The 13343-nt window shown below is 66.2% G+C and carries 13 protein-coding genes; 3 read left to right on the top strand and 10 right to left on the bottom strand.

Translation table 11 applies throughout. The features are described 5' to 3' along the window. Positions 1-3: 3 nt before the first annotated feature. Genes ntrC through dusB form a run of 3 tightly spaced genes read right to left on the bottom strand, consistent with a single transcriptional unit; the run spans position 4 to position 3592 of the window. Positions 4-1479 carry a nitrogen regulation protein NR(I) gene (gene ntrC, locus EPO41_RS24825; protein WP_296331280.1) on the bottom strand — a complete coding sequence of 492 codons (1476 nt, stop codon included), beginning with the start codon at positions 1477-1479 and terminating at the stop codon, positions 4-6. After that, on the bottom strand, positions 1476-2555 hold the full coding sequence (locus EPO41_RS24820; RefSeq protein WP_296331277.1) for an ATP-binding protein: 1080 nt from the start codon (positions 2553-2555) through the stop codon (positions 1476-1478). Before EPO41_RS24820 ends, ntrC begins: the two co-directional genes overlap by 4 nt. A gap of 29 nt (positions 2556-2584) precedes the next feature. Next, entirely contained in the window at positions 2585-3592 is a 1008-nt protein-coding gene (dusB, locus tag EPO41_RS24815; RefSeq protein ID WP_296331274.1) for a tRNA dihydrouridine synthase DusB, read from the bottom strand. A 122-nt stretch (positions 3593-3714) separates the two neighbouring features. Between dusB and EPO41_RS24810 the strand changes: the two genes are divergently transcribed. Together EPO41_RS24810 and EPO41_RS24805 are read left to right on the top strand one after the other, a co-directional pair. Beyond that, complete coding sequence (locus EPO41_RS24810; RefSeq protein WP_296331271.1) at positions 3715-4878, top strand: bifunctional 2-C-methyl-D-erythritol 4-phosphate cytidylyltransferase/2-C-methyl-D-erythritol 2,4-cyclodiphosphate synthase; 1164 nt, start codon at positions 3715-3717, stop codon at positions 4876-4878. Between the two features lie 7 nt (positions 4879-4885). Then, positions 4886-5377 (top strand): CinA family protein, encoded by a 492-nt coding sequence (locus EPO41_RS24805; RefSeq protein WP_296331269.1) that lies wholly within the window; start codon positions 4886-4888, stop codon positions 5375-5377. 86 nt (positions 5378-5463) lie between these two features. Here EPO41_RS24805 and EPO41_RS24800 read toward each other — a convergent pair whose 3' ends face one another. The 7 genes from EPO41_RS24800 to EPO41_RS24770 form a co-directional block, all read right to left on the bottom strand. Continuing rightward, positions 5464-5934: a type II toxin-antitoxin system RatA family toxin gene (locus EPO41_RS24800; protein WP_296331266.1), complete on the bottom strand. Its 471-nt coding sequence runs from the start codon at positions 5932-5934 to the stop codon at positions 5464-5466. Between the two features lie 7 nt (positions 5935-5941). After that, entirely contained in the window at positions 5942-6901 is a 960-nt protein-coding gene (gene lipA / locus EPO41_RS24795; RefSeq protein WP_296331263.1) for a lipoyl synthase, read from the bottom strand. 6 nt (positions 6902-6907) lie between these two features. Beyond that, positions 6908-8320: a dihydrolipoyl dehydrogenase gene (lpdA, locus tag EPO41_RS24790; protein WP_296331261.1), complete on the bottom strand. Its 1413-nt coding sequence runs from the start codon at positions 8318-8320 to the stop codon at positions 6908-6910. A 9-nt stretch (positions 8321-8329) separates the two neighbouring features. Further along, on the bottom strand, positions 8330-9613 hold the full coding sequence (locus EPO41_RS24785; RefSeq protein WP_296331255.1) for a pyruvate dehydrogenase complex dihydrolipoamide acetyltransferase: 1284 nt from the start codon (positions 9611-9613) through the stop codon (positions 8330-8332). Between the two features lie 15 nt (positions 9614-9628). Next, a complete protein-coding gene (locus EPO41_RS24780) occupies positions 9629-11008 on the bottom strand; it encodes a pyruvate dehydrogenase complex E1 component subunit beta (RefSeq protein WP_296331252.1) in 1380 nt (459 codons plus the stop codon). Between the two features lie 4 nt (positions 11009-11012). Further along, positions 11013-12056 carry a pyruvate dehydrogenase (acetyl-transferring) E1 component subunit alpha gene (gene pdhA, locus EPO41_RS24775; protein WP_296331251.1) on the bottom strand — a complete coding sequence of 348 codons (1044 nt, stop codon included), beginning with the start codon at positions 12054-12056 and terminating at the stop codon, positions 11013-11015. Between the two features lie 212 nt (positions 12057-12268). Then, entirely contained in the window at positions 12269-12544 is a 276-nt protein-coding gene (locus EPO41_RS24770; RefSeq protein WP_296331249.1) for a septum formation initiator family protein, read from the bottom strand. 124 nt (positions 12545-12668) lie between these two features. Here EPO41_RS24770 and EPO41_RS24765 point away from each other — a divergent pair, with 124 nt between their 5' ends. After that, positions 12669-13316, top strand: a complete 648-nt coding sequence (locus EPO41_RS24765) for a glutathione S-transferase family protein (protein WP_296331247.1) — start codon at positions 12669-12671, stop codon at positions 13314-13316. The last annotated feature ends 27 nt before the right edge of the window (positions 13317-13343 follow it).

The following is a 13343-nucleotide window of genomic DNA, read 5'->3' as shown; positions in this document are numbered from 1 at the left end:
AAATCACCCGCCTCGGCGGACCTGCGGCGTGCGAACCACGGGGACGTCGAGGTCCTTTATCTTCTTGCGCAACGTGTTGCGATTGAGCCCCAGGAGGCGGGCCGCGCGCAACTGATTCCCGCGCGTAGCCCCCAGCGCCAGGGCGAGCAACGGCCGCTCGATCTCGGAAATGACACGATCGTACATGCCGTCCGGCGGCAGCCTGTCGCCATGCGCGGCGAAGAGAGACTGCAGGTGGCGGTCGACGGCATCGGCCAGCGAGACGTCCTCGCTCGTCTCCGACGACGACGGCCCGTGATCGATCGCCGACACCGCGTCCGCAAGCTCGGCCTCGATCGTCTCGACGCCGATGATCTCCTCGGAATAGAGCGCGGACAGGCGGCGCACCAGGTTCACGAGCTCGCGCACGTTGCCCGGCCAGCGATGCTGCTTCAGCCGCGCCATCGCCTCGGGTGACAGGACCTTGGTCGGCAGCCCGTCGGCGGTCGCGGCCTGCAGATAGTGATTGGCCAGTTCGGGAATGTCGTCGAGACGCTCGCGCAACGGCGGCAGGCGGATCGGCACGACGTTGAGGCGATAGAACAGATCCTCGCGGAACAGGCCCTGCTGGATCAGGCGCCGCAGGTCACGATGGGTCGCCGCCACGATGCGCACGTTGGCCTTGATCGGCGTGCGACCGCCGACCGTCATGTATTCGCCTTCCTGCAGCACGCGCAGCAGGCGGGTCTGTGCCTCCGGCGGCATGTCGCCGATCTCGTCGAGGAACAGCGTGCCCCCGGAGGCCTGCTCGAACTTGCCGGCCGACCGCTGCACCGCGCCGGTGAAGGCGCCGCGCTCGTGGCCGAACAGCTCGCTCTCGATCAGCTCGCGCGGGATCGCGGCCATGTTGAGCGCGATGAAAGGTCCCTTCCGGCGCTTGCCGTAATCGTGCAGCGCGCGCGCGACCAGTTCCTTGCCCGCGCCCGATTCGCCGGTGACCATGACCGTGAGGTCCGTCGACATCAGGCGCGCCAGCGTGCGGTAGATTTCCTGCATTGCCGGCGACCGGCCGATCAGCGGCAGGCGCTCGCCCTCTTCCGGCAGAGACGGCGAACGCGCCATCGAGGCCGCCGGCGCCGACAGCGCTCGGTTCACGACCGAAATCAGCTCGTTCAGGTCGAAGGGCTTCGGCAGGTATTCAAACGCGCCGCGCTCGGTCGCGCGCACGGCCGTGAGCAGCGTCGACTGCGCGCTCATGACGATGATGCGCAGGTCCGGCCGCAGCTTGCGGATGCGCGGCACCAGGTCGAGACCGTTCTCGTCCGGCATCACGACGTCGGTGATGACGAGCTGGCCCTCGCCCTCCTGGACCCATTGCCAGAGCGTGGAGGCCGTACCGGTGCTGCGGACGGTGTGGCCCTGCCGGCCGAGGGCCTGGTGCAGGACGGTGCGGATGGCGCGATCGTCGTCGGCGACGAGGATGGTGCTGCCGGCGCTCATGGCGCGGCCTGCGGGAATTGAAGCGGCAACATAACCCTGAATGACGTGCGGCCCGGCTCGCTATCGAACTCGATCGCACCGCCATGGTCGTTGATGATCTTGGCGACCAAAGCAAGACCCAGGCCAGTTCCGGTCGGCTTGTTCGTGACGAACGCGTCGAACAGGTGACTTCGGATCTCGTCCGGTACACCCCGGCCGTTGTCGCGCACGGAAACGACGAGCGGCAGGTTCACCCTCGTCTGCTGGCCCGGAACGGCCAACCGCAGGCCATGCCGGTAGGCGGTCGACAGCTCGATCTCGCGGTCGGTATCGCCCGGTACCTCGCAGGCGTTCTTCACCAGGTTCAGGAACACCTGGATGAGCTGGTCGCGGTCGCCGTGCACGTCCGGCAGCGACGGATCGTAGGTCTCAACGAATCGAACGCCCTTGCCGAAACCGTTCTGCGACAGTCGCCGGACATGGTTGAGGACCTGGTGGATGTTGATGGGCCCCCGCTCGATGGGGCGGCCGTCGGCGAAGGCTTCCATGCGGTCGACCAGGGCGACGATGCGGTCGGTCTCCTCGCAGATCAGTTCGGTCAGCTCGCGCTCGGAATCGGGAACCGACTGTTCGAGCAGCTGGGCGGCGCCCCGGATACCGGACAGCGGATTCTTGACCTCGTGCGCCAGCATGGCGGCCAGCGCGCTCACTGACCGGGCAGCGCTGCGATGCGAAAGCTGGCGGTCGATGCTGCGGGCGATCGTCTGCTCGACCAGCGACACAGCGACCAGCCCGTCGCTGTCGACGATCGGCGACAGGCGCAGCGCGCAGAAGCGCGTGCCGATGCGCGGCGATGCGAGTGTCACGCCGTTCTCGGCGACCGCGCCGCCGGTCGCCACCACCTGCTCCAGCAGCGAGAAAAGCGGCGTGTCCTCGGGAACGAACTCGCTCAGCGGATGGCCGACCAGGCGAGCCCGGCCGACGCCGAAGAACTGCTCGGCCGAGAGGTTGGCGTAGTGCATCAGGCCGTTCGCATCGACGACGATGATCGCTTCCGAGAGCGAATCGAGGAGAGCCGCCGGAAACTGATCGCTCATGCCGTTCCGTTTGAGGGGGCGCAGGGACATCAGGCTGCCTGCCGCTCGACGGCCGGCAGGAAGAACGAAGCCAGCATGCGGCGCACCGTTCCGGCATCGGTCTCACGGTTCAGCGCGGCTCGGAAATCCGCCGATGCGGGCAGGCCTTTGGAGTACCAGCCAAGATGCTTGCGGGCCATGCGTACGCCGGTTTCCACACCATAGTGTTCGAGCATCGCCTCGAAGTGCGTGCGCACCGCCGCGTACTGCTCGGCAATCGTGGGATCGCGCAGACGCTCGCCGGTCCGCAAATAGTGGATCGCCTGGGCGGGGAACCACGGACGGCCGTAGGCGCCGCGACCGATCATGATCCCGTCGGCGCCCGACTGCTCCAGCGCCTGGTCGACGTCGTCGAGCGTGTTGATGTCGCCGTTCACGATCACCGGAAGGTTCGTGGCGGCCTTGACCTTCCGGACGAAGGCCCAGTCGGCGTGACCGTCGTAGAAGTCGCAGCGCGTGCGGCCGTGCACCGTCAGCATCCGGATGCCGCACGCCTCGGCGATGCGCGCGAGGTTCGGCGCATTGCGATTGGTCGAATCCCAGCCCGTCCGCATCTTGAGCGTCACGGGGAGCTTGACCGCCTTCACCGTGGCCTCGAGGATCTTCGCGGCATGGACTTCGTCGCGCATCAGTGAGGAGCCGGCGTGGCCGTTCACGACCTTCTTCACCGGGCAGCCGAAATTGATGTCGATGATCGCCGCACCCCGGTCCTCGTTGAGCTTGGCGGCCTCGGCCATCACCTCGGGCTCGCAACCCGCCAGTTGGACCGACATGGGGAACTCTTCCGGCGAGGTCTTGGCCATGAACAGCGTCTTGCGGTTCTCGCGAACCATCGCCGCGGAAGCGATCATCTCGGAAACGACGAGACCCGCACCGCGCCGCTTCACCATCTGTCGGAAGGGCATGTCGCTCACACCCGACAGGGGTGCCAGGATGACGGGGTCCTCGATGCGGACGGGGCCGATGTCGACGGGTTTGAGGCGGTGTGCGTTTTGCATTCTTTGTTCAGTTATTAGGCATCTTGTGCAGTGCACAATAATTAGTCGAGGAATAGCGGGTCCTGTCGGCCGGCGCAAGGGTCGTGAGTGCGCATCCCCCAAAGCCAGTGTTATCTAGGTTCGTGCTCACTTGTACCGCCCTGATCGTCGCCGCCGGCCGCGGCAGCCGCTTTGGTGGCCCACTGCCTAAGCAATATGCGCTTCTGGCCGGCCATCCGGTCCTCCGCCGGACCATCGCCGCCTTCCAGGCCGCCCCCGGCATAGGCCACATTCTGGTCGTGATCGGTCCGGACGACGCCCCTCACTACGAGGCCGCGTCGGCGGGGCTTGGCCTGGCAGCCCCGATTCTGGGTGGCGCCAGCCGCCAGCAATCGGTCCTGAACGGGCTAGAAGCGCTGGCCATCGATCCGCCCGACCTGGTGGCCGTTCACGACGCCGCCCGCCCCTTCGTGCGCGGCGCCGACATCGAGGCCTGTCTTGCCGCCGCTTCGGCCGAGGGTATCGACGGTGCCGTCCTCGGTATCCCGCTCGCCGACACGTTGAAGCGCGTCGGCGACGGCAATGCCGTAACGGAGACGGTGCCGCGGCAAAATCTGTGGCGGGCACAGACGCCGCAGGTCTTCCGCTTCGCGCCGCTGCTGGCGGCGCATCGTGCGGCGGCGTCGCTCGGCGCTGTCGAGGTCACGGCGCTCACCGACGACGCGGCCGTCGCCGAGCGTGCCGGCCTGAAGGTTGTCATGGTCGCTGGCAGCGAGGATAACCGAAAGATCACCACCTCGGACGATCTGAGCGCCCATCACATGGAAACCCGCACGGCCCTCGGCTTCGACGTGCACGGCTTCGCGCCGGGCAATGCCGTCATGCTGGGCGGGGTCGCCATCCCCCATGGCCAGGCATTGGCCGGACATTCCGACGCCGACGTTGCGCTGCATGCGCTGACCGACGCAGTGCTGGGCACGATCGGCGCTGGCGACATCGGCAAGCACTTCCCGCCCTCCGATCCGCAATGGCGCGGCGCCTCGTCCGATCGCTTCCTGCGTCATGCCGTCGATCTCGTGACGGCGCGCGGCGGCCGCATCCTTCACCTCGATGTCACGATCGTCTGCGAAGCCCCCAAGGTCGGCCCGCACCGTGACGCGATGGTGAAGAGCATCGCCCGGATCGCGGGCGTTTCGGCCGATCGCGTGAGCGTGAAGGCCACGACGACCGAAGGATTGGGATTCACCGGCCGGCGCGAAGGCATCGCGGCGCAGGCCATCGCGACCGTAGAACTGCCAGGGAGCTGAACGGCGAATGTTCGACCATGAGATGCGCGAAGCCGCGGAGCACGTCTTGTTCACCTGCCGCAAGCGCGGCTTCAAGGTCGTCACGGCGGAGTCCTGCACCGGCGGCCTGATCGCCGCCGCCCTCACCGCCATCGCCGGTTCTTCCGACGTCGTGGATCGCGGCTTCGTCACCTATTCCAACGAGGCCAAGCGCGAGATGCTGGACGTGCCGTGGGAGGCGATCGTGAGCCACGGCGCGGTGAGCGAACCCGTGGCGCGTGCGATGGCGAGCGGCGCCCTCGCCCGCTCCGGCGCGCAACTGTCTGTCTCGGTAACGGGTGTGGCGGGGCCCGGCGGTGGCTCGCCCGAAAAGCCCGTCGGCCTCGTCCATTTCGGCGCGGCCCGCACGGGCTTCGAGCCGATCGCCGAGCATCACGTCTTCCCCGGAGACCGCGACGGCATCCGCCGCCTGACGGTGATCACCGCGCTGGCGATGCTAGCCAAGCTGGCGGAGCGGTAGGCACGACTCTGTCATCCTGAGCGAAGCGAAGGATCTAGCGCCAGCGAAGTCGTACGCTGGTCGTTCCGTGAGGTCCTTCGCTGCGCTCAGGACGACATGGATTCAATCGGCTTCCCGTAGAGCTGCGCCGCCCTAGCCTCGAACGCGGACACCATGCGGCGGACGGCTTCGGCGAACAGCAGTTGCACCGTCTTCTGCAGCAGCAGCGAGCGGAAATCGAATTCGAGCTCGAAGTCGATCTGCGTGCCCTCGGGATGGGGCTTGAAGAGCCAGCGGCTCTTGAGCAGCCGGAACGGGCCCTCGGTGCCGGTCGTGACGATGCGCAGGCCCTCGGGATCGTCCGGCGACAGCTCGACGCGCGAGACGAACTTCTCGTGGAACGGGCCGAAGCCGATCGCCAGCTCGGCGATCTCCACATTTGGCCCTTCGCGTCGGCGGATGCGACCGGCGAAGCACCAGGGCAGGAACTCGGGGTAGCGCGGCACGTCGGCGACCAGGTCGAACAGCTGGCGCGGTTGGAACGGAACGACACGCCGTTCCTGATGACGCGTAGCCAAGGAGCCGTCAGCCCTTCAGTTGCGCCAGGCGCGCCGCCTTGAGACGCGCGAAGTCGTCGCCCGCGTGATAGCTCGAGCGCGTCAGCGGCGAAGACGACACCATCAGGAAGCCCTTGGCCCGCGCCATCTGGGCGAGTTCGGAGAACTCGGCCGGCGTCCAAAAACGGTCGAGCGCTGCATGCTTGGGCGTCGGCTGCAGGTACTGGCCGATCGTCAGGAAGTCGACGTCCGCGGCGCGGAGGTCGTCCATGACCTGCAGGATCTCCTCGCGCGTCTCGCCCAGCCCGACCATCAGGCCCGACTTGGTGAACATCGCCGGATCGATCTCCTTCACGCGCGACAGCAAACGCAGGGACGTGAAGTAGCGTGCGCCGGGACGGATGGTCGGATAGAGCCGCGGCACGGTCTCGAGATTGTGGTTGAAGACATCGGGTCGTGACGCGACCACCGTCTCGATGGCTCCCGGCTTGCGCATGAAATCGGGCGTCAGGATCTCGACGGTGGTCGTGGGCGCCGACTTGTGCAGCGCGGTGATGACCTCGGCGAAGTGCCCTGCCCCGCCGTCTTCCAGGTCGTCTCGGTCGACCGAGGTGACCACGACATGGCCGAGCCCGAGCTTGCCGACAGCTTCGGCGATGTTGGCCGGCTCGTGCGGATTGAGCGCGCCCGGCTTGCCGGTCGCCACGTTGCAGAAGGCGCAGGCCCGGGTGCAGGTCTCGCCCATGATCATGAAGGTCGCGTGCTTCTGCTTCCAGCATTCGCCGATGTTCGGGCAGGCCGCTTCCTCGCACACCGTCGTGAGCTTGAGCTCGCGCATCAGCCGCTTCGTCTCGGCATATTCCGGTGAGTTGGGCGCACGCACCCTGATCCAATCCGGCTTGCGCTGGATGGGATTGTCGGGGCGATGGGCCTTTTCCGGGTGGCGCTCGGCCCGGGTCAGGGAAAGCTTGTCGAGGGTTCCGTCCATGATGACCTAGATATGGAGCGTCCGGCCGTAGGCCGCCAGTACCGACTCGTGCATCATCTCGGACAGTGTGGGATGCGGGAACACCGTGGCCATCAGCTCGGCCTCGGTGGTCTCCAGCGTCTTGGCGATGCTGTAGCCCTGGATCAGCTCCGTGACCTCCGCGCCGATCATGTGCGCGCCCAGCAGCTCGCCGGTCTTTGCATCGAAGATCGTCTTGATGAAACCCTCGGGTTCGCCAAGGGCAATCGCCTTGCCGTTGCCGATGAAGGGGAACTTGCCGACCTTGAGCTCCAGCCCCTTGGCCTTGGCCGCCGCCTCGGTCAGGCCGATGCTCGCGACCTGGGGCTGGCAGTAGGTGCAGCCCGGGATGTTCTCGGTCTTCATCGGGTGCACACCCTTCACACCGGCGATCTTCTCGACCACCAGCACGCCCTCGTGCATCGCCTTGTGGGCGAGCCAGGGCGGGCCCGCGACATCGCCGAGCGCATAGACGTTCGGCTCGCCGGTGAAGCCCCACGGGTCGATCACGATGTGGGTCTTCTCGACCTTCACCTTGGTACCTTCCAGGCCGATATTCTCGACGTTGCCCACGATGCCGACGGCGCTGATGACCCGGTCGACCGTGATCTCCTGCGCCTTGTCGCCGACCGTGATGGTGGCCGTGACGCTGTTGGCGCCCTTCTTCAGGTTCGACACGGTGGCGCTGGTCAGGATCTTCATACCCTGCTTCTCGAAGGCGCGCTTGGCGAAGGCCGAGACCTCGACATCCTCCACGGGAAGGATGCGGTCCAGCACCTCGCAGACCGTCACTTCCGCACCCATGGTGCGGTAGAAGCTCGCGAACTCGATACCGATCGCGCCCGAGCCGATCACCAGCAGCGACTTCGGGAATTCCGGCGGCACCATCGCTTCCTTGTAACTCCACACCAGCTTGCCGTCGGTCTCGAGCCCGGGAAGCTGACGGGCGCGAGCACCGGTCGCCAGGATCACGTCCTTCGCCGTCAGGGTGACGGTGCTCTTGTCCTTCAGCACGACGGCGACCTTGCGCTTCGTCCCGTCGGTGCCGGCGAGCTTCGCCGTGCCGTCGAACACCGTGATCTTGTTCTTCTTCATCAGCATCGAGACGCCGTTGCTGAGCTGGCTCGCCACCTTGCGCGAGCGCTCGACGATCTTCTTCGGATCGAAGGCGACGTCCTTCACCGACAGGCCATAGGCCTCGGCATGCTTGATGAGGCCGTAGACCTCCGAGGTGCGCAGCAGCGCCTTGGTCGGGATGCAGCCCCAGTTGAGGCAGATGCCGCCCATATGCTCGCGCTCGACCACGGCGGTCTTGAGCCCGAGCTGGGCCGCGCGGATGGCCGCGACGTAGCCGCCCGGTCCGCCGCCGACAATGATGAGATCGAAACTGGTCTCGGCCATGACGTGCTCCTAGGCCAGCATCGCGGCGGGTTGTTCGATGTACGCTTTGAGCGTCTGCAGGAACTGCGCGCCCAGGGCGCCGTCCACCACGCGGTGATCGACGGCCAGCGTGCAGCTCATGATGTTGCGGATGACCATCTCGCCCTTGCGGACGACGACCCGCTCCTCGCCCGCGCCGACCGCCAGGATCATCGCCTGCGGCGTGTTGATGATGGCGCCGAAGTCGCGGATGCCGAACATGCCGAGGTTGGAGATGGTGAATCCGCCGCCCTGGAACTCCTCGAGCTTCAGCTTGCCGCTCTTGGCGCGGCTGGCGAGGTCCTTCATCTCGATCGAGATCTGGGCCAGGCCCTTCATGTCGGCGTTGCGCACGATCGGGGTGATGAGACCGCGATCGGTGGCGACGGCGACGGAGATGTCGACCGCGCCGTACTGGATCATCTCCTCCTCGGTCCACGAGGCGTTGCACTCGGGATGGTCGCGCAGGGCCTTGGCGCAGGCCTTGATCACCATGTCGTTGACCGAGACCTTGGCGCCCTTCTTCTCCACCACGGCGTTGATCGCCGTGCGCGCGGTCAGCAGCGCGTCGATCTCGAAGTCGACCGTCAGGTAGAAATGCGGGACCGTCTGCTTGGACTCGAGCATGCGCCGCGCGATGACCTTGCGGATGCTGGTGTGCGGCACGCGGCTGTCGCCGGGCGCCACGAAGACCGGCTGGCCGCCGGCGACCGGCGCCGGAGCAGCAGGCTTCGGGGCGGCCTTCGGAGCCGGCACGGGCGCGGCGCCGGGCTTCGCATTCTCGACATCGGCCTTGACGATGCGGCCGTTCGGGCCGGAGCCCTTGAGGCCGGCGAGGTCGATCCCTTTCTCCGCCGCGATGCGCTTGGCCAGCGGGGAGGCGAAGACCCGGGCGCCGCCCGAAGAGACAGCGGCCTGTGCGGCAGGCTTGGGAGCCGGGGTCGCCGCCGCGGGCGCCGGGGTTGCAGGCTTCTCCTCAGCCTTGGGAGCTGGCGCTGCGGCCGGCGCCGCCGGCTTGGCGACGTCCTTCTCTCCCTCTTCGAGCAGCACCGCGATGACGGCGTTGACCTTCACGCCCTCGGTGCCTTCCTCGACCAGGATCTGGCCGACCTTGCCCTCGTCGACGGCCTCGACTTCCATCGTGGCCTTGTCGGTCTCGATCTCGCAGACCACCTGGCCGGACTTGACCGTGTCACCGACCTTGACGTGCCACTTGGCGAGCTTGCCCTCCGTCATGGTGGGCGAGAGCGCGGGCATCAGGATGTTGATCGACATGCCGGCTCTCCCGCCTCAGCGATTGCAGACCGCGCGCGCGGCCTCGACGATGTTAGAGGATTGCGGCAGCGCCATCTTCTCGAGGTTCGCGGCATAGGGCAGCGGCACGTCGAGACCGGCGACGCGCTTCACCGGCGCATCGAGCCAATCGAAGGCGTGCTCCATCATCAACGCCGACAGTTCGGCGCCGATGCCTGCGAAGGGCCAGCCCTCCTCGCAGGAGACGAGTCGGTTGGTCTTCTTCACCGACTCGACGATCGTCTCGGTATCGAACGGGCGCAGCGAGCGCAGGTTGATCACCTCGGCGTCGATGCCAAGCTTGGCCAGCTCCTCGGCCGCCTGCAGCGCCTTGCCGACCATGATCGAGAAGGCGACGATCGTGACGTCCTTGCCGGCACGCTCGATCTTCGCCTTGCCGATCGGCAGCACGAAGTCGGGGTCCTCGGGCACGTCGAACGACTGGCCGTAGAGGATCTCGTTCTCGAGGAAGATCACCGGATTGGGATCGCGGATCGCGGCGCGAAGGAGTCCCTTGGCGTCGGCGGCACTCCACGGCGCGAGAACGCGCAGGCCCGGCACGTGGGCGTACCAGCTCGCATAGCACTGCGAATGCTGGGCGGCGACGCGCGAGGCCGCACCGTTGGGGCCGCGGAACACGATCGGGCAGGTCATCTGGCCGCCCGACATGTAGTGGGTCTTGGCCGCCGAGTTGATGATCTGGTCGATCGCCTGCATGGCGAAGTTGAAGGTCATGAACTCGACGATCGGCTTCAGCCCGCCGAACGCGGCGCCGACGCCGAGGCCCGCGAAGCCGTGCTCGGTGATCGGCGTATCGATGACGCGCTTGGCGCCGAACTCGTCGAGCAGCCCCTGGCTCACCTTGTAGGCGCCCTGATACTGCGCGACTTCCTCGCCCATCAGAAAGACCGCCTTGTCGGCACGCATCTCGGCGGCCATCGCCTCGCGCAAGGCCTCGCGCACCGTGATGTGCTGCGTGCCGCCCTTCCATTCCGGCTCAGGCGCCGGCGCGGCAACAGCCGGCGCTACCGTCGGGGTATCGGCTTTCGGCTTCTCTTCGACCTTGGCAGCTTCCGCCTTCGGTGCATCGGCCTTGGCAGCGGGCGCCGGCGTCTCGGCATCGGCGGCGCTTTCACCCTCGCCGGCCAGCACGCAGATCGGCGTGTTGACGGCGACGCCCTCGGTGCCTTCTTCGACTAGGATCTTGGCGACCGTGCCTTCGTCGACCGCTTCGACTTCCATCGTCGCCTTGTCGGTCTCGATCTCGCAGATCACCTGGCCGGACTTCACTTCGTCGCCGACCTTGACGTGCCACTTGGCGAGCTTGCCCTCGGTCATGGTGGGAGACAGGGCCGGCATCAGAACCTGAGTGCTCATGGAATCAGGCCTCGACCAGGATGTCGGTCCACAGCTCCGAAGGATCGGGCTCGGGACTGTGTTGCGAGAATTCGGCGGCGTCGTTCACGATCTTGCGGATCTCCGTGTCGACCGCTTTGAGCCCGGCTTCGTCGACGATCTTGGCGTCGAGCAGGCGCTTGCGGATGTGCTCGATCGGGTCGCGCTCGTTGCGGAACTTGTCGACCTCTTCCTTGGTCCGGTACTTGGCCGGATCGCTCATCGAATGGCCGCGGTAGCGATAGGTCTGCATCTCGAGGATGTAGGGCCCCTGCCCGCTGCGCGCGTGCTCGATGGCCTTTTCGCCGGCCGCCCGCACCGCCAGAACGTCCATGCCGTCGACCCGCTCGCCCGGGATGCCGAATGCCTCGCCGTGTCGGTAGAGCTCGGTCGTGGCCGAGGCGCGCTCGACCGAAGTACCCATGCCGTAGCGGTTGTTCTCGATGATGTAGACCACCGGCAGCTTCCAGAGCGCAGCCATGTTCATGGCCTCGTAGACCTGGCCCTGGTTGGCGCTGCCGTCGCCGAAATAGGTCAGCGAGACGTTCTGGTCGCCGTTGTACTTATGCGCGAAGGCCAGGCCGGTGCCGATCGGCACCTGGGCGCCGACGATGCCGTGGCCGCCGTAGAAGCTCTTCTCGCGGCTGAACATGTGCATCGAGCCGCCCTTCCCCTTGGAGTATCCGCCGCTGCGACCGGTCAGCTCGGCCATCACGCCCTTGGGATCCATGCCGCAGGCCAGCATGTGGCCGTGGTCGCGGTAGGAGGTGATGACCGCGTCCTTGTCCCTGACATTGGCCTGCATCCCGACCACGACCGCTTCCTGGCCGATGTAGAGATGGCAGAAGCCGCCGATCAGGCCCATGCCGTAGAGCTGGCCTGCCCGCTCCTCGAAGCGGCGGATCAGGAGCATGTCGCGGTAATGGGCCTTGAGCTCGTCGGGGCTTATGCTGTTGTCGCCCAGATTCGGAGGCGACTTCGCCTTGGCGGGAGAAGGATCGTCTTTCGGCTTCGTGGCCGGCTTCGCCATGGCAGTCCCCTCATGAACGCACTTCGGCTTATAGCATCGCTCAGGGCGATGTATTTGATCTAGCTGGAAAAAGCAGACCCGACGCGGGTGCGCCGCAGCAATTGAGCGATTGTTTGCCTACGATGGATCACACCGGACAGTTTCTTTCGGATGACCGCGAGGCGAACGCTGAACGAGGCGTCACGCTCTCGCGAAGTTCCCCGATGTCGCTGTCAGCGCGTCGGCATGAAGACGATGATGTCGTCCTTGCGCGCGAAGTTCAGGAGCACCCGCGCCCGCTCGTCGAGCATGTCGGGTTCGAGACTCTGGTTGCGCAGCGCCGCGACACGCCGTTCCCAGATCTTCCGGGTCGTTTCCGCTTCGGCGAGGTTCTGTTCGGCGACCAGGACTTCGCGCTGGAGATGGGCCATGGCCAGCAGACCCCGATCACCGTTCACCAGATGGTACCCGAAGTAACCGAATACCGTGGCGAAGATGACAGGTGCCAAAATCTGACGTGGTCTCAACAACATATGCTGCGTTCCTGCAGGGATATGGCAACATATTGTGGCCTCACGTCAAGATTTTTCGTTTAATTGGATGGCCTTAGCACTCCAAAGCGGGTCACGCCCCATGAACGAACTGATCATCTGGACCTATGACTGGGTTCCCAAGGGGCCGCGCGGTTTCGTGCGCGATCTCCGGCTCCGCTGGGCCTGCGAGGAAGCGGGCCTTCCTTATTCCGTACGGACCGTCGCCTTCGACGGCCGGGAGACGAACCATCTGGGTCAACAACCGTTCGGCCAGGTGCCCTTCCTGAGCGATGGCGCCCTGCAGATGTTCGAAAGCGGCGCGGGGCTGGTGCATCTGGCGCGGAAGAGCGAAAGGCTGATGCCGCGTGATGCCGAGGGAGAAGCCTCGACGCTGCAATGGATGTTCGCCGCCCTCAATTCGATCGAGATGGTGAGCGTGCCCTGGTGGTTCCTCGAAATCACCGGGGCGAAGGAAAACACACTGACCGGCTGGATGGGAAACCGCCTCGACCAGCTCGAAAAAGTCCTGGGCGAGCGGGAATGGCTGGCGGCCGATCGTTTCACCGCCGCGGACCTGTTGATGGCGGATGTGCTGCGCGTCGGAAAGGTGCGGGCGTTCGGCAATCGGCCGGCGACCGAGGCCTATGTGAACCGCATCACCGAACGACCCGCCTTCAGGAAGGCTCATGCCGACCAACTGGCACATTTCGAGGCGGGCGACGCGAAGCAGATCAGCCCGACGAGGTAATGCCAGAAACGATGCGATCCCTGGCCA

Origin of the sequence: Reyranella sp. (assembly GCF_004297265.1) — a bacterium.
Classification (GTDB): Bacteria; Pseudomonadota; Alphaproteobacteria; order Reyranellales; family Reyranellaceae; genus Reyranella.
This window is presented reverse-complemented; position numbering and strand designations above follow the sequence as displayed.

What these genes read in the sequence shown, in the direction of transcription:
- lipA (WP_296331263.1), bottom strand. Translation starts at nt 6,901, where the DNA reads ATGGACGGAACCCTCGACAAGCTTTCCCTGACCCGGGCCGAGCGCCAC.
- EPO41_RS24780 (WP_296331252.1), bottom strand. Translation starts at nt 11,008, where the DNA reads ATGAGCACTCAGGTTCTGATGCCGGCCCTGTCTCCCACCATGACCGAG.
- EPO41_RS24805 (WP_296331269.1), top strand. Translation starts at nt 4,886, where the DNA reads ATGTTCGACCATGAGATGCGCGAAGCCGCGGAGCACGTCTTGTTCACC.
- EPO41_RS24765 (WP_296331247.1), top strand. Translation starts at nt 12,669, where the DNA reads ATGAACGAACTGATCATCTGGACCTATGACTGGGTTCCCAAGGGGCCG.
- EPO41_RS24785 (WP_296331255.1), bottom strand. Translation starts at nt 9,613, where the DNA reads ATGTCGATCAACATCCTGATGCCCGCGCTCTCGCCCACCATGACGGAG.
- pdhA (WP_296331251.1), bottom strand. Translation starts at nt 12,056, where the DNA reads ATGGCGAAGCCGGCCACGAAGCCGAAAGACGATCCTTCTCCCGCCAAG.
- EPO41_RS24820 (WP_296331277.1), bottom strand. Translation starts at nt 2,555, where the DNA reads ATGAGCGATCAGTTTCCGGCGGCTCTCCTCGATTCGCTCTCGGAAGCG.
- ntrC (WP_296331280.1), bottom strand. Translation starts at nt 1,479, where the DNA reads ATGAGCGCCGGCAGCACCATCCTCGTCGCCGACGACGATCGCGCCATC.
- dusB (WP_296331274.1), bottom strand. Translation starts at nt 3,592, where the DNA reads ATGCAAAACGCACACCGCCTCAAACCCGTCGACATCGGCCCCGTCCGC.
- lpdA (WP_296331261.1), bottom strand. Translation starts at nt 8,320, where the DNA reads ATGGCCGAGACCAGTTTCGATCTCATCATTGTCGGCGGCGGACCGGGC.